Below are 17896 nucleotides of genomic sequence, written 5' to 3'. Positions count from 1 at the left end.
ATGAAAAGAATGATTAATGAATTAAAAGGATTAAAATCTTATTCAGCATTTAAGTTTTTTAAAGAAATGAATGAAATTCCAAGAGGGTCTGGTAATGAAAAAGCAGTAAGTGATTGGCTTGTAAAATTTGCAAAAGAGAGAAATTTAGAAGTTATTCAAGATGATGCTCTAAATATAATAATTAAAAAACCAGCTACAAAAGGATATGAGAATTCAAAAGGAATAATACTTCAAGGTCATATGGATATGGTTTGTGAAAAAAATAAATCTACAGAACATGACTTTGAAAAAGACCCTATCGCTTTTATTGTTGAAGGAGATATATTAAAAGCAGATGGAACTACATTGGGGGCAGATAATGGAATTGCAGTAGCTTTTGGGTTAGCAATATTAGATTCAAATGAAATACAACATCCACCAATAGAATTAGTAGTAACTACAGAAGAAGAAACCGGCATGGGCGGTGCTATGAGTTTAAATCCTGAAAATTTAGATGGAAGAACACTTATAAATATAGATTCAGAAGAAGAAGGTAAATTTTTAGTAAGTTGTTCAGGTGGTGTTAGAGTAGATATTTCAATACCAGTTAAAAAAGAAGAATTATGTAGTGAGAAAGAATTGCTGAAATTATCTGTAAAAGGATTAAAAGGCGGACACTCTGGAATGGAGATTAATAAAGAAAGAGGAAATTCTAATAAATTAATAGGAAGATTTTTAATGGATTTAAATTCTATTATAGATTTCAAATTGGCTGATATAAATGGTGGAGCTAAGATGAATGCTATTCCAAGAGAGGCAGAAGCAATTATAGAAGTTTCTAAAGAAGATATATCTAAAATAGAAGTTAAAGTTTCAGAATGGCTTAAAATATTTAAAAATGAATTCCAAGGAATAGATGATGATATAGAATTAACTTGTGAAAAAGCTAAAGAAAATATAGAAAAAGTTTTTGATTTAAGTTCAACAATGCAAGTATTAAGAATGTTATTTTTAATTCCTAATGGGGTTAAAACAATGAGTATGGCTATAGAAGGTCTTGTTCAGAGTTCAACAAATATAGGTGTTGTTACAACTGAAAACAACTCTGTTAAATTTGACAGCGCTGTAAGAAGTTCTGTTAAATCATTAAAAAAAGCTATATGTGATGAAATGATAGTTTTAACAGAAATGTTAGGTGGAACTATTGATTTTCAAGCAGATTATCCAGAATGGCAATATAAATCAAAATCAGCAATAAGAAATATATTTACAAAAGTATATAAAGAAATGTTTAATAAAGAAGCAGAAATAACAGCAATACATGCTGGGCTTGAATGTGGACTAATAGGAGATAAATTTAATGGAGAATTAGACCAGATTTCTTTTGGACCAAATATATTTGATGTGCATACACCAGGTGAACATTTAATTATATCTTCAACAGAAAGAATGTTTAATTTCTTAGTGGAAGTATTAAAAGAAGCAAAATAATTATAAATTATATAAAGTAAATTGTATTTATCTAAGATAAAATTGAATATTGAAAATGTTGAATTTAATTTAATTTTTCTTATATTTTTTAATAATTTTAAAATAAGGTTAATAAACTTTTTTGTGATAAAATAAGTTAGAATTTCATTATTAAAATTCTAACTTTTAATTAAAAAAGATAATGGTTTAAACTATTATCTTTTTTAGTTAGTGGAGTTTTATAAATTATTAAAAAATATAGGAGGTATTTTTATGGTAAATATTTTATATGGATTAATTGCTATAATTTTATTATTAGGTTTAGCTGTTTTATTTTCAAATAATAGAAAAGCGATAAAATATAAAATAATTATTCCAGGAATTTTAGTTCAAGTGTTTTTAGCAATTTTTGTATTAAAAGTGTCAATAGGGCAAAAGATTTTAATGGCAATAGCAAATGGACTAAATAGTATATTTAACAATGGATTTGAGGGAATAAAATTTGTATTTGGAGATTTATCTTTAGGATTTGTATTCGCCATTAATGTATTAGGACTAATAGTATTTACTTCAGCACTAGTTTCTTTATTATATTATCTTAAAATTCTACCAATTATAGTTAATATAGTTGGTAAAGCAGTATCAAAAATTATGGGTACAACTTTAGGTGAAAGCTTCAATGCAGTAGGTAATATATTTTTAGGTGGTACAGAAGCACCTATACTTATAAAACCTTACTTGAAATCTATGACTAAATCTGAATTGTTTGCTGTAATGGCAGCTGGATTTGGTAGTGCATCAGCAGCTATACTTGGAGGATATTCTATGATGGGGATAGATTCGAAATATCTTCTTATAGCTATATTTTCTGTTCCTTTCAGTACTCTTATGGTTTCCAAAATATTATATCCAGAAGCAGAAGATATTGAGATTAAGGATGTAAAAATAGAAAACAGTACAGCAAAAAATGTATTTGATGCGATAGGTGAAGGAACCGGTCAAGGATTACAATTAGCATTAAATGTTGGTGCTAGTCTTATAGCTTTTATAGGATTAATGGCATTAATAAATAGTGTTTTAGGATTTGTGGGATTAAGTATAACATCTATATTAGGATTTTTATTAAGACCTTTAAGTATATTGTTTCACATTCCTTCAAGTGAAGCAGCAAGCTTTGCTTCTTTAATTGGGACTAAAATGGCAGTAAATGAATTTGTTGCATTTAGTGATATGTCAGCTATAATAAATACACTTTCACCAAGAACTATAGCTGTATTGTCTGTTGCATTATGCAATTTTGCTAATTTATCATCTATAGGTATCCAAATTGGAGGATTTTCAATCTTAGCACCTGAAAGAAGAGAAGAAGTTACAAAAAATGGATTAAGAGCGTTGCTTTCGGGAACTATATCTACATTAATAACTGCATCTATAATAGGAATGATAGTATAAGTACATATAATAATAACTGTTTTAAAGTAGAGTATACAATTCTATTTTGAAACAGTTTTTTATTGATATTTTTTATTACAAAGAAACATAATAATTTATAATTATGGAATTTGTTGTTTAGTTAGAGAAAGATGTGTAAAATATATTAATGAATATAAGTTATAACCTTATATAATGTAAAATAATATATTAATGACCTTTGATGTTTTGTGCAATGTATGTTCAAGAGTATATATTAAGGTATTGATAATTTTTATTTACACAAATATAATTGGAAATTTTCAACTGTTATTTTTTTAATATGTCTAAAATGATATAATTATTGTAAGTATATTAGTTAAATAATATATTTAAAAAAGAATTAAGGTGATATGTTGGATGTATGTAAAAATCTTAAAGAAAAGAATTTAAAAGTTACAAAGGCTAGAGTTAGTATATTAGAGTTGCTTTTTAAATCAGATAAATGTTTATCAGCTAATGAAATATGGGAGAATATTAGAAAAACATTAATAGGTATAGATTTATCAACTGTATACAGAAATTTAGATGTATTAGTAAATAAAAATATAATTGAAAAGGATATTTTAGATAATAATATATATGTTTATTCTATTCAAGAGGATATTCATATGCATACTATAATTTGTGAGAGATGTAATAAAGCTTTTGAGATTGAATGTCCTATGCCGAAGCTTAGAGAATACATTAGATTAAAAACAGGTGTAATAATTACAGATCAATGTATAGATGTGAAAAATGGAATATGTAAAGAATGCAATAAAATAAGTGAAAAGTAAAAAATTACTTAAGGAAGATAGTATTGCACTATCTTCCATATACCATTTTTATTTAGTTGAAGTTCTAGTTTATATTCAACAATGTTATAAGGTGCTTTATTAATGATTCCAGTTACTTTAACAATTGCAATATGATTGTCTATAAACTCTATAGTGGAACTTTCAAGTTTGAATAGTTTATATTTATTAAACAGACCTTTAGTGGTATATTTTTTTATGGCGTAGTTTATATCTTTGCAATTATTTTCACAATAATTATTATAAATAGTTAATGAAAGAACTAGGATTACAATTAAAAATAATGTTATAAATATATATTTATTTAATTTATAGCTTTTATTAAATTTGAGACGTATAAAAATCACCTCTAATATAATTTTTACATTAAATATAATATTAAATATAATACAAAATATGCATAAAGGAAGGTATTTTAAATGGAATTTTCATCTTTAGTACTTATGGAAAGAGAAAAAGAAACAAATTATCTAGTTAAGGAATTAGGAAGTTATGAAGTAGGGGAAGGGGCTGAGTATGTTACTAAATTATTTTATGATGGTGATGCAATAAATTTATACTTTGATACCCAAAAGGATGTAGAAGAATGGGAATACACAGCAATATATGATGTTTTTGATGAAGATAAATTTGAAGAAAAAGGGTTCAATATAGATGTGTATGATGAAGAATATAACCCTACATGGATAATTAAATTTCAATATGATGAAGAACATACAGTAATAAAAGAAAAATTAGAAACAATATGTTTATTAATAAAACAGGAAATGGAAAGGGCTTTTAATGAAATAAAAAATATGAAAATAGATTAAAAATAAATTTAAAGGTGTTAGGGTAGGGGAAAGATGCGTTTAGAGTATATTGGAAATGTAACCGACTCGGAGATTTTAGGTAAAACTGTATTTGATAATGATGGTAGAATACTATTAAAATCTGGAGTTAAATTGACAAAGAGATACATAAAGAATCTTGAAAAATTAGGAGTTTATTATATATATATTGAAGATAAAAGATTAGATGATGTGGATGTTGAGGATTATAAATTAAATGTATTAAAGCAAGACACAGTCAAATCTTTGAATAAAGTTATGAACAATGTAGGAATGTTTAATAAGACAACCACAAAAGAATATTTAAATAGAGTGACAGATTTAATTAATTATATATTAGATGATGGGGATATAAATAAAAGTTTATTTGATGTTAAGACCTATGATAACTACACTATGATACATAGTGTAGATACTGGTGTAATGGCGGCATTTATGGGAATTGGCATCGGCCTTAAGAAAAATGAATTAAATGATTTAGTAGTAGGTGGTATACTTCATGATGTTGGAAAAGTAAAAGTTCCAATATCAGTAATAGATAAGAAAGGTCCTTTAACTCCAAAAGAATTTGAAGAAATAAAAAAACATCCATTATATGGTATAGAAATTCTGGAAAAAAATATAGCTATACCAGAAAGTGCATTAAAAATCGTAGAGCAACATCATGAAAAAGTTAATGGAAAAGGTTATCCATATGGATTGAGAGATTTACAAATAAATAAAAAAGCTAAAATTGTATCTGTATGCGATGTTTATGATGCTGTAAGTAGTGATAGAAGCTATAGAAAAAGATTTTCACCTAAGGATGCATATGAACTTATATTATCTGATTCTGGAAGAAGTTTTGATGAAGAAGTTGTAAGATGTTTTAGAAAGGTATTTTCTGTTTATCCATTAGGGAGTTGTGTTAAATTATCTGATGGAAGAGAAGGATATGTAATAAAACAAAATGAAAATTTTCCTGATAGGCCAATTATTAGGATATTATATGATTATAAAACAAGAATGCCAATTAAATTTTATGAAATTAATTTATTAAAAGAACTAAATTTAGTTATTGTATCTGTGGTTTAGTTATGATGTTTTATTGAAAAACATTTATACAATGAGTTGACTATAATATCAAAATTTAGGAGTGAGTATATGAAAATAAACAAGGAACAGGTCCTAGAAAATTTTAAAAAGGGTCCTAGTGTAACATATTTATTAATAATGATAAACATTATTATGTATCTTATCACTGCATTTACATCTTTTTATTATTTTCATGGTGGTATATTAAATATAGATACAAGAGCAATTATTGTACTTGGTGGTATGGTGAACATTTTGGTTAAAAACGGAGAATATTATAGACTGTTTACTGCTGGATTTTTACATGCATCAGTATTACATTTAACATTAAATATGATTGCATTGAATGCTATAGGAAGTATTGTTGAAAAAATATTAGGAAAAGGTAAATTTATAATAGTATATATTTTATCTTTGATTTTTGCTTCATATGGAAGTTATGTAGTTGCTAATGTAAAACTTGGAATAGGTATATCAGTAGGTGCGTCTGGAGCTATATTTGGACTTTTAGGTTCTTTATTAATTATTGTATTTTTAAATAAGAAAGTCTTTGGGAAAACTGTATTGAGGGGAATAACAGAAGTAATAGTTGTAAATTTATTAATAGGTTTTTTTGTTCCCAATATAGATATAACAGCTCATGTGATAGGTGGTATTGCTGGAGCTATAATAACTTTTTTAATAATTATCATTGAAAGAAAAAAGTTAAGAAAACAATAATAAAATAATTGTTAGACATAATATATTAGACAATAAAAGATAGTAGAGTTACTGCTATCTTTTACTATTTTAAATTTGTTAAATATGTATGATATGAGTAGGGGAATGGTATGCGTTTTGAGTTAATAACCAATGTGAAAGAAAATGAAATATTAGGGAAAAGCATATTGGATACAAGTGGAAGAATTTTATTAAAATCAGGGGTAAAACTAACAAATCAATATATAAGTAGACTTGAATCTTTAGGAGTTATATATATATATGTAAAAGATGAAAGGTTAGAAGATATAGAAATAGAAGATACAATGTTGTGTGGGTTAAAACAAGATATAATTAAGTGTTTAGGGAAGGTTATGAAAAATGTTGGATCATTAACCCAAACACATGTCAAAGAATATGTTGCAAGTGTTAAAGAAATGATAGACTATATAGTTGAATTGAAAGATATAAATAAGAGTTTATATGAAATAAAGACACATGATAATTATACTATGCTACATAGTGTAGATACAGGTGCTAATGCTGCATTTATGGGGCTAGCATTTAGAATGAATAGGGATATGTTAAATGAATTAGTTATAGGAAGCACATTACATGATATAGGAAAAGTAAAGGTTCCTATAAATATAATAGATAAAAAAGGTCCATTAACAAAGGAAGAATTTGATGAAATAAAAAAGCATCCTATATATGGTGGAGAAGCTATAAAAAAAAGTTTTAATATATCCAATTCAGCGCTAAGAGTTATATTAGAACATCATGAAAAAATAGATGGATCAGGATATCCATATGGGTTAAAAGATGAACAAATAAGTATATACAGCAAAATAACAGCAGTTTGTGATGTGTTTGATGCGCTGACTAGTGATAGAAGTTATAGAAAAAAATTTAATCCAGCAGATGCTTATGAAATGATATTATCAGGATCAGGAACAAGTTTTGATAAAGAGGTTGTTAAGAAATTTAAAAATGTATTTTCTATTTATCCTTTAGGTTGTAGAGTAAAACTTTCTAATGGTTATAGCGGATTTGTAGTAAGACAAAACCAGGGGTTTCCGGATAGACCAATAATAAGAGTTATGTGTGACAATAATGAAAAAATGTTAGGAAGTTATTATGAAATAAATTTATTAAAGAAAACTGATGTAATTATTATTGGAGCTTTTATTTAAATATATTAAAATAACATATAGAAAATGTTATAAGTAAGGAGCTAGAATATGGCAAAAGTAAAAAAAGTATATGCAATTAAACATGGATATGATAACTTGAAAAATTGTGAAGTGAAAAATATCATAGTAGATAATTGGAATGAATGTTCAAGGTTAATAAAAGGGGTAAAGGGAGCACAGTATAAGAGTTTTGAAATATTACAAGAAGCAAAAGATTATTTGAGTAATGATAAAAGACTTTTAAAAAAAGGTTTAGATAATTACCCAATGGATATATTACATATATATGTAGACGGAAGTTATAATTCAAGTAATGAAAAGTTTTCTTATGGTTTAGTAGCAGTTAAGGATGATGTTATAGAATATATGGAAAGTGGTGCATCAAATGATACATCTCAAAAACAAATAAGACAAATTGCAGGAGAATTAAAGGCTACTATACAAGCAGTTGAATATGCTAAATCAAAGGGAGAGAAAAAAATAGTTATATTTCATGATTATGAGGGAATATATCATCATGCATTAGGAACCTGGGAAAGAAAAGATGTATCGTCTAAAAAGTACTATGAAACTATAAACAAATATATTAATGAAGATAAAATAGAAATTATATTTGTAAAAGTTGATAGCCATACAGGGGATATATACAATGAAATAACTGATAGCATAGCTAAAAAAGCAATTGGAGTGCCATTAACTGATGCAGTAAATAAATATATAAAAGAAAATGAAATAGTTGTAAATGGAATAGAAGAGGAAATAAAATTAAAAGGAATAGTTAATGAAAAGTATTATTCCAACGTAAAAAATATTAAAGAATCATCTAAAGAAAATAAGGTAGAAATAGAAAATCTAATCGATGTGTTGGATAAAAATGAGTTGAAAGTTAGAAAAAATGAAATAAAAGAAAATTATTTTAATTTAGGTGAAGATAAATTAAAGTCAAAACTTAATAGGTTAAAAAAACAAGAGTTAATTGATTTACTAATAGAATTTGTTAAATTAGATAACGAATAATAAAGTTATAAGGGGATAGGAATACATGAATAATATAGATTTAAAAAAGTTGATGGAAAAAATAATTAATGAAGAAAATATAGTTATATTAGATGTTAGAAGCAAAGTTCAATATAATGAAGGTCATATTAAAGGAGCTATAAATATTCCTATGTCTAATTTAGCAATAGAGATGGACGATTTAGATATGAATAAGGAAATTATAGTTTATTGCAATAGTGGAAAAGTTAGTATAGGAGCAACACTTTTTCTTTTAGATAAAGGATTCAATGTAAAAAATTTAAAAGGTGGATTTGAAGAGTATAAAAATTACCAATTAAACATTACATAAAGAGACTAATTTATACTGGATTTAATGAACTAGGATATTATTAATTTTAAATTTTATTTATCTAGGAATTAATTTGATAAAATTGTACAAAATAGTACTATTAGATTTAATATGTATTAAATTTTTTAGGAGGGATAAAATTGAAATTAATAAGAGTGATGGCAAAAATGGTTTTAACTGCAACAGTGATTATGGTAGCTATAGAATCTATGAAACCTAATATAAATAGAAGAACAAAGAGAAGAATAAAAAGATGTATGAAAGTTACCAAAAGTATGATTGATACATTTTATAGTAATGCTATGTTATTATTGGATTAAAATATCATATTTAATAAAAATACTTTTAAATTTTAAATTTAAAAGTATTTTTAATTTTAAGCATATTAACAAAAAGTTAATAAAATAGTTTATAATAATAAATATAGTAAATAAATTATAATTTAATTATAATTTACAAAAAAATATAAAAAAAACTAAAAATTTAGTATAATTAATTTGAGAATCTTAAAAATGGATACAATATTTTGTGTTACTATAATATTTTATGTAATAAATACTTTATTTTTAATATATTTATTTCATAAAATAATAATTTATCTATAAATTTTATGAAAAAATCAGATGTTTCTTTATAAAAATATAAATTTAAAGAATAAGTTCAGAAAATCTACAAAAATTGTTAAAATTTCTATATATTCTTAGGAAATCTTTTATACATATGTTATAATTAAATATGAAAATTTATAAAATTCAATAAATTATAAAATTGATATAAAATAACTAAAAATTATGTTAATAATGGTCAATTAACAATAATAAATTACTTGTAAAGGGTGCGTGATTTATGAAGATATTATCTTTGGGAGAGAAAGTTAAACTTAGAAGAAAACAGCTAGATTTAACATTAAAGAACTTAGCAGGGGATAGAATAACTGCAGGACAAATAAGTTTAGTAGAATCAGGAAAGTCTAATCCAAGTATGGATTTATTAGAATATTTAGCAAGTGCTTTAGATGTAACAGTAGAGTATTTAATGGAAACAGAGGAAACACAAGCTCAAAAAATATGTACCTATTATGAAAATATAGCTGAGTCTAAAATATTAATTGGAGAATTAGAAGAGGCTCAAAATCATATAGAAATATCTATAAAATATGCAGAAGAATATAAATTAGAAATGCAAAAAGGAAAAAATTTATATTTAAAAGGTCTAATTCATACTAAAAAGGGTGAGTATGATAAAGCTCAAGAAGATTTGCTTACTTCAAATAATATTTTTATAAAAAATAATTCAGTAGATAACATAATAGCTACATTCATATTATTAGGTAAAATAACTTTAGAATTAAAGGCGTATCATTCAGCTTATAGTTATTTTCAACAGGCAGAAAAGGTATATGAAGATAGTAATATAGGTGATGATTTTTTAATTGGAGAGATTAATTATTATATATCATTGACATACTTTAAAATAGGAGAAATGGACAAGTCTTATGAATATGCTTTAAGAGCTGAAGAAACATTTAAAAATTTAGATAATAAGAAAAAGTATGGTAAAAAAATGTTAGAGTTAGCACAACAATATTGTGAAAAAAATAATATTAATGAGGCTATTAAATATTCAGAGTATAGTTTAAAAATATTTAGCGGGCTAAAGGATAATTATTACTTTTCAAAAATAGAAAATAATTTAGGAAAGATATTTTCAGATTTCAATAGTTTAGAACAATCTTTTGATCATTTATATAGAGCAAAAGATATGAGAGAAAAGACTAAGGATTCTAAAATAATAGAAACGCTATGCAATATTTGTGATAATTATATAAAATTAAAAAATGAAACTAAAGCAAAAGAAACTTTAGATGAAATATTAATGCACATAGAAAAGGGTGAAGAAAAATCTTTATGTGATTACTACTTATTAAAATATAAGGTGGAATTATTAGAGGGAAAATTAGAAAGCGCAGAAAATACATTAATTCAAACTCTTAATTATGTAAAGAAATTAAACTTCTTAAAAGAATATGCAGAGATATCTTTAATATTAGGAAAATTTTATGTGGATAATGGTCGAGAAAATGAAGCTGAAAAATGCTTAAATGATGGTATAAAAGTTTTAAATGAATTAAATTTTTTAGAGAATTAGTGAGTAGGTGAGAAGATGACATCAGAAATATTATCTATAGGGGAAAAAATAAAAAGGTCAAGAATATATAAAGGGTTAACTTTAAAAGAAATTTGTGAAGAAAAAATTTCAGTTTCTAAAATGAGTTGTATAGAAAATAATAAAGTAGATGCTGAAGACTGGATATTGGAATATATAAGCGAAAAATTAGAATTAGATATTAATTATTTAAAGCATGATGTAAAAAAACAATTAATAGACAATATTGAAGTTTTTCGAAGATGTAAAGAAACTAATAGTTATTATGATGATTATTTTGAAGATGTTGAATATAATTTAGAGTATGCTGAAAAATATTCTTATTATGAATTATGTTGTGAAATAATGCATTTATTTTTTTCTGCGCATATATTTAAACGTAACTTTGATGAATTAAGAAAACTTATACCACGATATTATGATTTTTGTAAAAGAGCGCATAATGAATTATATCAACTAAAATATTATGTTGATGTAGGTGTGTATTTATCTCTAAATGGAGAACAAAGACAAGCTATAAGTTATTATAATAGTGTAAGAAATAGATTAAAAGAATTAAATGTAGAAGATAAACTAGAACTTATAAGAACAACTTATAATGAAGGCTCAGCGTATATGATGCTAGGTGAATATGAAAAGGCATCAGAAATTTGTGAAGAACTAAAATCTATGATTAAGTATTGCGAAAATGAAAAAATTGAAGGAGCAATATATAATTTATGTAGTTTATTAGCATTACATTTAGAAAATTATGATGAATTTGAGGCATATAAAAATAAAGTTTTTAAGCTTTATAAAAATGATTGTGAGAAATATGCTAGTTGTTTGCATAATTTTGGAGAGGTTTTAATAAGAAATAAAAAAATAGATTTAGGAGAAAATTGTATTAGGGAAAGTTTGAAAATATTTCCAAGAGAGAATAAAGAAAAGTTATGTATATTTTTGATAGCAAATTTAGAAGCATTAATTGAAAATAAAATGTTAGGATTGGCAAAAGAAGTTTCAAATGAACTTTTAACTTATGCTATAAACTTAGACAGTTCTAAATTTATAGAGAGTGCATATTATTATAAAGCTATATTATTGCAATTAGAAGGAGACTATGCTGCTTCAGAAACATATATGAATTTATCATTAGATGCGTTATTGAAGTGTGGGTATAAAGATAAAATATACAAACGATATTTGCAAATGGGAAATATGTATCATAAATTAGGAGAAGTATCAGAAGCAATAAAATTTTTAAATTTAGCAATGCAATTAGAAAAAAAAATTTAATTAGAAAAAGCTATGAAATTAATTTAATTTCATAGCTTTTTATTATTTATTTAATTCTCTATCAATAATAAATTTTTTAGCTTTAATTTCGAAAGTATCATCTAATTTTGTTAAAGCTACTTCTGCATCTTTATATTTATTAGCTAAAGCAATTTTAAGTAGTCTGTCTGCAAGTTCAGGATTTTTTGATAATAAACTACCATGGAAGTAAGTGCAATATGTGTTTTTATAGATGCAACCTTCTTTTTTGTCATCACCATTATTACCATAACCAGCTTTTACTGAACCAAGCGGCTTTAATCCATTTGTATAAGTTCTTCCTGAGTGATTCTCAAATCCTACATAAGTTTCATCAAATTCTTCATTATATATAACTGTATTGCCTATAAATCTCGTATTACCAGCTTCTGTATATATATCTAGAGCACCTAGACCTTCTAATTTTTCACCTTCAGGTGTTGTATAATATTTACCTAAAAGTTGATAGCCACCACAAATACATAAGAATACTTTACCATTTTCTATATAAGACTTAATACTATCTTTTTTATAATTAATTAAATCGTTGGATACAATTGATTGTTCATAGTCTTGACCACCGCCAAAAAATACTATATCATATTTATCTTCATCAAATTCATCTCCAACAGAAACATTTATTATGTTAACTTTTATGTTTCTTTCATTAGCTCTATGCTTTAAAATTAAAACATTACCAACATCACCATAAACATTCAACAAATCAGGATATAAATGACATATATTTAGTTCCATTAAATCACCTTGCCTTACCATATTTTATCGATATAACCTTTGCTATGAAGAGTTTTTCTTATATTAAGCATAGCTGTGTAAGTAGCTAAAATATAAGTAGTTTCAGTATCTGAAGATTTTATATGTTCTATTAATGTATCTCCATCATCGCATAATGTAAATTTATTAGTATCAAATCCAGCTATTTTTAATCTTACAGCCATATCATATAATCTAGTTCCAGAAATTAAGATATTATTTATAGCTAATTCATTTAATTTTTCAAAGTTTACATCCCATATCCAAGAAACATCTCGACCATCTGCATATTTATCATTAAGCAACAAAGCAAGATTAATTTTCTTTTTGTCTAACATTATTGTATTTACTGCTTGATCATATCCAGCAGGATTTTTAACTAAAATTATTTTAACTTCTTTTCCATCTATGTTTATTGTTTCTTGTCTTCCAAAACTTGTAGATTGATTTTCAAGGGAAGAAAATATAACTTTATCAGATATACCTAATTCTTTTCCTATAGAATAAGCACATAGACCATTATAAATATTATATTCTCCAGCTTGATTTATAGTAAGTTGATTAGTATTTACAATGACTGTAGAGCCTTTTGGACTTAGATCTAACACTTCTTCAACTTTATATTTTAATTCAGGACGTTTATATCCGCAATTTTCACAGTAGTAATATCCTAAATGATTATAAGTTACAAATTCATATTTATAAGGTGACTTACAACATTTACAAAATTTATTATCGGAGTTCATAGAAATAGTTGTATCTTTATTTATAGGAATTTCAAAACCATAATAAACAACGGTATTTTTTACATCTAATTTTCCAAAGAGAGATTCATCACCATTTAATACTAAAGTAGTATTAGGGGTCTTCTCAACACCGTTAAATATTTTAGAAAATGTAGTATGGATTTCACCGTATCTATCTAATTGATCTCTAAATAGATTAGTTACAGTTATAATTTTAGGTTTGACATCTTCAGTTACTATTGGCACATAAGCTTCATCAACTTCGATAACAGCATATTTACCTTTATTGTTTTTAAAGAATTTATAATTATCAATAAAACAAGATGTAATTCCAGCAACCATGTTAGCACCTGTACTATTAGTTATAACATGATTGTTATCACCTTTTATTATGTTATAAATCATATTAGTAGTTGTTGTTTTACCATTTGTGCCAGTAACTAGTATAACAGTATAGTCCTTAGCCACTGTTTTTAAAATATGTTTGTCAAACTTTAATGCAACTGCCCCTGGAAAGTTTGAACCACCTTTAGAAAGCAATTTAGAAAGAAATTTAGCGGTTTTCGCTGTAATTATACTTAAAAAAGAATTAATCTTAATTTTCAACACTCCCTTAACTTAAATTATCTTTAGATTACAAATTATATTTGTCTTTTAGAATATACTATTTTAAAAAATATGTAAATAATAAAATGTGAAATTTTAAAATAAAATACTAATAATTGATAATTAAATTATATATACGAGTATTATAACATTTTATAAAAAGCTTTTCTATACTACGAAGTTTTTGAAAATATTTAATAACAATCAAAAAAGAATAAAAACACAACTGATGAATTATTATGGAAAGTTAAACAAGTGGATTTTTTTATGTAGCTTTGGTAAAATAATGTTGATTTAATCTTTATAAGGAGGTTTTTTATGAGTAAAAAGCTATATGGCAATAAAAATATGCTACTCGTTGCTATAATAGGCCTATTAGCTATATTAATCGTATTAATTGTAAAAAATAAAACCGATTTAAAAAAATATAGTGAAAAAGGAAATGAATATTTTTATTCATCTAACTTTGAAGAATCCATAAAAGTTTATGAGTCAATAAATAAAACTGATAAAAGATCAGCAATTTGGCCAGCAAAAATAAGTGAGTTATATTTACTACAAGATGATAATGAAAATGCAGAAAAATACATGAAAATTTCAATGGAAAAAGAAGATAAAAATGGAGAAGCTCACTCAATTTTATTAAATAATGAATTTTTAAATTTAAAAGAAAAATTTGTTGAAAATAGAATTAATGAAGATGACTATACAAAAATTTATCAACATGTAAAAGAAGCGTTAGATATGTATCCTGAAAATAATGAGATAAAAAGAATAGCTTTTGCTATATACTTATTCCATGGAGATGGGACAAATGCAAAAAAAATATTAGATAGTTATGCTACTAAAAATTTTACAGCATCTGAACTTTGCGATAAGGCTATGATGTATTTTCAAATGAATGATTCAAAAGTTGCGTATTCAACATTAATTAAAGCTTATGAGTTAGATAAAAATGAGATGAAAATATATGATAGTACATATGAAGCATATATGTCTAATAAAAACATTTTAAATGAGCTTATTGATTTAGCAAATGAAAATGATAGTGAACTATTTTATAAGTTAGCATTGACTAAAATATATGTATCAAATGTTGATTTAAATAAAGGTGAAGATTTATTAAATGAAATAGGAAGTATGAAATTAGAAAATAACTTTATAATCCCTCAATTATTAATGGTAGAACTTTTAAATAATAAAAGTGAACTGGATAAGGAATGGGATATAATATCTGACTTATTAAATAATCATAGCGATGATTATAAAGTGAACTATTTAACATCTTGTTATTGGTTAAGTAAAAATGATATAGAAAAGGCAATTAAATATTTTAAAATTGCAATAAAACAAAATAAGAATTATTTACCATTATACACTAAACTGGCTCCAGATATATTAGAGATGAAAGGTGAGCCTAATAAAGCAATTCCATATTTACACTATGCACTGTATTATTCACCTTATAATCCTTTAACATATGTTAGTAGTGGTTATTATAACTTATATAGTATGAATAATAGTGTTAATGCTCTAAAACACTTTAAAATAGCTCAGGTATTTAATGAAGATGATTTAGAACTTAAATATCAGACAGCATTGGTATATTTATCTAATCATAATTATAATGAGGCTATAGAGATGTTAAATAAATGTATTGAAAAGGATAGCAAGAATATAAAATATCATAGAACATTAGGAACTACTTATGTTATAGCAAAAATGCAAGATAAGGCTATAAAAGAAATTAATATAGCTTATGAATTAGATAAGACTAATATATTAACATTAAACAACTTAGGATGCTATTATATCACTGTAGAAGGAAATATAGAAAAATCCTTTGAAAATATAGAAAAGTCCTTTAAAAGTTTAAAAGAAGAGCATGATGAGTATACGGTAAAAACAATAACGGAAAATTATAATAAAATAATGGACTTGAAGAAAAAATATGAAAAAGGGAAAGAAAATGAAGTTATAGAAATACCGGATTTTGTTATGTTTTATTAACTAATTAAAATTTAAGAGAAGCATCTTAAAATAAAGGAGTTTATTTTAAGATGCTTTTATTAAATAAATACAATGATTAACAAAACAAATAATTTTCTGTTAATTTAAGGAATACATAGTGTTATAATTAAATATAAAGTATATTTTGAAAATTATATTTTGTATTTGGAGGTTAAAATGAATAAAGAATTTTTTAAAAGAAATAGGAAAGAACTTTTAGATGGATTAAGTGATAATTCAATAACAGTATTATTTTCAGGAGATTCTCCCTTTAAATCGGCAGATTATAAATATAGATTTGAACCTAATAGAAACTTTTATTATATTACTGGTTTTGAAAGAGAAAATGCAATCTATATGGTGTTAAAAGAAAATGGTAAAATCATAGAACATTTTTATATTGAAAGACAAGACCCAGAAATGATTAAATGGATAGGTAAAAAACCTACTATAGAAGAAAGCAAAGAAATAACAGGAATAGAAAATGTTAAATATAATGATCAATTTAAAGAAGATTTTTCTAGAATAGGTCGTGTAACTAGTTGTTGTTATGAAACAGTTTATTTAGATTTAGAAAAAAGAGAATACGATTCAATGCCTACGAAATCAAATGAATTTGCTATAGAGCTTATGAAAAAATATCCTTATCTTAAAGTCAAAAATGTATATGGTAAAATAGCAGAATTGAGAGTCGTTAAAAAACCAGAAGAAATAGAATTGATAAAAAAAGCTATAGAAATTACTAAGGAAGGTATATATTCTATATTTAAAAATAGTAAAGAAGAAATATCAGAATGCGAGTTAGAAGCACATTTTGATTATGAATTAAGGAAAAGAGGAATAAGGCATACTGCATTTGATACTATTATAGGCTCAGGTATAAATGGAACTATACTTCATTATGTAGAAAATAATTGTAAAATAGAAAAAAATAGTTTGGTACTGTTAGATTTAGGGGCACAATACAAATTATATAATGGAGATATTTCGCGTACTTTTCCAGCTAATGGTAAGTTTACAGAAAGACAAAAGGAGGTTTATAATGCAGTATTAAGCGCAATGAAGAAGGTGGAGGCAACCGCTAAGGCAGGAATAAAAATGTCTGATTTAGAAAAAGTAGCTATGGATGAACTAGGAAATGGGTGTGTAAAATTAGGGCTAATAAAAGATAAGTCAGAAGTAAGAAAATATTATTTTCATTCAATTGGACACTACTTAGGGTTAGATACTCATGATGTAGGATCATATGACAGAGTCTTAGAAGAAGGTACAGTTATAACAAACGAACCAGGAATTTATATAGAAGAAGAAGGAATAGGGGTAAGAATAGAAGATGACTTATTAATAACTGAAGATGGATGTATTAATTTATCTAAAGATATAATAAAAGAAGTAGAAGAAATTGAAGAATTTATGGCAGAAAATAAGCAATAAAAGG

General features: G+C 25.0%; 16 protein-coding genes. 14 read left to right on the top strand and 2 right to left on the bottom strand.

From position 1 onward, the window contains the following. Positions 1-9: 9 nt before the first annotated feature. The 12 genes from KQI36_RS05575 (at position 10) to KQI36_RS05520 (ending at position 12304) form a co-directional block, all read left to right on the top strand. Positions 10-1470 (top strand): aminoacyl-histidine dipeptidase, encoded by a 1461-nt coding sequence (locus KQI36_RS05575; RefSeq protein WP_216450007.1) that lies wholly within the window; start codon positions 10-12, stop codon positions 1468-1470. 252 nt (positions 1471-1722) lie between these two features. Next, a complete protein-coding gene (locus tag KQI36_RS05570; protein WP_216450006.1) occupies positions 1723-2901 on the top strand; it encodes a NupC/NupG family nucleoside CNT transporter in 1179 nt (392 codons plus the stop codon). A gap of 371 nt (positions 2902-3272) precedes the next feature. Then, a complete protein-coding gene (locus KQI36_RS05565) occupies positions 3273-3698 on the top strand; it encodes a Fur family transcriptional regulator (protein ID WP_216450005.1) in 426 nt (141 codons plus the stop codon). 437 nt (positions 3699-4135) lie between these two features. Beyond that, positions 4136-4528, top strand: a complete 393-nt coding sequence (locus KQI36_RS05560) for a DUF6762 family protein (protein WP_216450003.1) — start codon at positions 4136-4138, stop codon at positions 4526-4528. Positions 4529-4561: 33 nt separating this feature from the next. Beyond that, the gene (locus KQI36_RS05555) at positions 4562-5620 is read left to right on the top strand and encodes an HD-GYP domain-containing protein (RefSeq protein WP_216450002.1); all 1059 of its coding nucleotides are present in this window, start codon (positions 4562-4564) and stop codon (positions 5618-5620) included. Between the two features lie 69 nt (positions 5621-5689). Next, on the top strand, positions 5690-6340 hold the full coding sequence (locus KQI36_RS05550; protein WP_216450001.1) for a rhomboid family intramembrane serine protease: 651 nt from the start codon (positions 5690-5692) through the stop codon (positions 6338-6340). Between the two features lie 110 nt (positions 6341-6450). Continuing rightward, complete coding sequence (locus KQI36_RS05545) at positions 6451-7512, top strand: HD-GYP domain-containing protein (RefSeq protein ID WP_010294188.1); 1062 nt, start codon at positions 6451-6453, stop codon at positions 7510-7512. A gap of 48 nt (positions 7513-7560) precedes the next feature. After that, the gene (locus tag KQI36_RS05540) at positions 7561-8529 is read left to right on the top strand and encodes a ribonuclease H1 domain-containing protein (RefSeq protein WP_216450000.1); all 969 of its coding nucleotides are present in this window, start codon (positions 7561-7563) and stop codon (positions 8527-8529) included. Positions 8530-8554: 25 nt separating this feature from the next. Further along, entirely contained in the window at positions 8555-8860 is a 306-nt protein-coding gene (locus KQI36_RS05535) for a rhodanese-like domain-containing protein (protein WP_216449999.1), read from the top strand. Between the two features lie 140 nt (positions 8861-9000). After that, positions 9001-9180 carry a hypothetical protein gene (locus KQI36_RS05530; protein WP_026022279.1) on the top strand — a complete coding sequence of 60 codons (180 nt, stop codon included), beginning with the start codon at positions 9001-9003 and terminating at the stop codon, positions 9178-9180. A 526-nt stretch (positions 9181-9706) separates the two neighbouring features. After that, positions 9707-11008 (top strand): helix-turn-helix domain-containing protein, encoded by a 1302-nt coding sequence (locus KQI36_RS05525; protein WP_216449997.1) that lies wholly within the window; start codon positions 9707-9709, stop codon positions 11006-11008. Positions 11009-11023: 15 nt separating this feature from the next. Beyond that, entirely contained in the window at positions 11024-12304 is a 1281-nt protein-coding gene (locus KQI36_RS05520; protein ID WP_216449995.1) for a helix-turn-helix domain-containing protein, read from the top strand. A gap of 42 nt (positions 12305-12346) precedes the next feature. Here the strand turns inward: KQI36_RS05520 and KQI36_RS05515 are convergent, their stop codons facing one another. Together KQI36_RS05515 and KQI36_RS05510 are read right to left on the bottom strand one after the other, a co-directional pair. Then, positions 12347-13078 (bottom strand): type 1 glutamine amidotransferase, encoded by a 732-nt coding sequence (locus KQI36_RS05515; protein ID WP_216449994.1) that lies wholly within the window; start codon positions 13076-13078, stop codon positions 12347-12349. Between the two features lie 14 nt (positions 13079-13092). Beyond that, positions 13093-14451, bottom strand: a complete 1359-nt coding sequence (locus KQI36_RS05510) for a Mur ligase family protein (protein ID WP_216449992.1) — start codon at positions 14449-14451, stop codon at positions 13093-13095. 315 nt (positions 14452-14766) lie between these two features. Here KQI36_RS05510 and KQI36_RS05505 point away from each other — a divergent pair, with 315 nt between their 5' ends. Together KQI36_RS05505 and KQI36_RS05500 are read left to right on the top strand one after the other, a co-directional pair. Then, positions 14767-16458, top strand: a complete 1692-nt coding sequence (locus tag KQI36_RS05505; RefSeq protein WP_216449991.1) for a tetratricopeptide repeat protein — start codon at positions 14767-14769, stop codon at positions 16456-16458. A 177-nt stretch (positions 16459-16635) separates the two neighbouring features. Continuing rightward, positions 16636-17892, top strand: coding sequence for an aminopeptidase P family protein (locus KQI36_RS05500; protein ID WP_216449990.1), 1257 nt, complete (start codon positions 16636-16638; stop codon positions 17890-17892). Positions 17893-17896: the final 4 nt, after the last annotated feature.

Source organism: Clostridium senegalense, assembly GCF_018916625.1.
GTDB classification, from domain to species: domain Bacteria; phylum Bacillota; class Clostridia; order Clostridiales; family Clostridiaceae; genus Clostridium_J; species Clostridium_J senegalense.
The sequence above is the reverse complement of the archived record's forward strand: the minus strand, read 5'-3'. Positions and strand labels throughout refer to the sequence as shown.

Coding starts and splice junctions, on each gene's coding strand:
- KQI36_RS05575 (WP_216450007.1), top strand. CDS start 10: ATGATTAATGAATTAAAAGGATTAAAATCTTATTCAGCATTTAAGTTT.
- KQI36_RS05570 (WP_216450006.1), top strand. CDS start 1,723: ATGGTAAATATTTTATATGGATTAATTGCTATAATTTTATTATTAGGT.
- KQI36_RS05565 (WP_216450005.1), top strand. CDS start 3,273: ATGTTGGATGTATGTAAAAATCTTAAAGAAAAGAATTTAAAAGTTACA.
- KQI36_RS05560 (WP_216450003.1), top strand. CDS start 4,136: ATGGAATTTTCATCTTTAGTACTTATGGAAAGAGAAAAAGAAACAAAT.
- KQI36_RS05555 (WP_216450002.1), top strand. CDS start 4,562: ATGCGTTTAGAGTATATTGGAAATGTAACCGACTCGGAGATTTTAGGT.
- KQI36_RS05550 (WP_216450001.1), top strand. CDS start 5,690: ATGAAAATAAACAAGGAACAGGTCCTAGAAAATTTTAAAAAGGGTCCT.
- KQI36_RS05545 (WP_010294188.1), top strand. CDS start 6,451: ATGCGTTTTGAGTTAATAACCAATGTGAAAGAAAATGAAATATTAGGG.
- KQI36_RS05540 (WP_216450000.1), top strand. CDS start 7,561: ATGGCAAAAGTAAAAAAAGTATATGCAATTAAACATGGATATGATAAC.
- KQI36_RS05535 (WP_216449999.1), top strand. CDS start 8,555: ATGAATAATATAGATTTAAAAAAGTTGATGGAAAAAATAATTAATGAA.
- KQI36_RS05525 (WP_216449997.1), top strand. CDS start 9,707: ATGAAGATATTATCTTTGGGAGAGAAAGTTAAACTTAGAAGAAAACAG.
- KQI36_RS05520 (WP_216449995.1), top strand. CDS start 11,024: ATGACATCAGAAATATTATCTATAGGGGAAAAAATAAAAAGGTCAAGA.
- KQI36_RS05515 (WP_216449994.1), bottom strand. CDS start 13,078: ATGGAACTAAATATATGTCATTTATATCCTGATTTGTTGAATGTTTAT.
- KQI36_RS05505 (WP_216449991.1), top strand. CDS start 14,767: ATGAGTAAAAAGCTATATGGCAATAAAAATATGCTACTCGTTGCTATA.
- KQI36_RS05500 (WP_216449990.1), top strand. CDS start 16,636: ATGAATAAAGAATTTTTTAAAAGAAATAGGAAAGAACTTTTAGATGGA.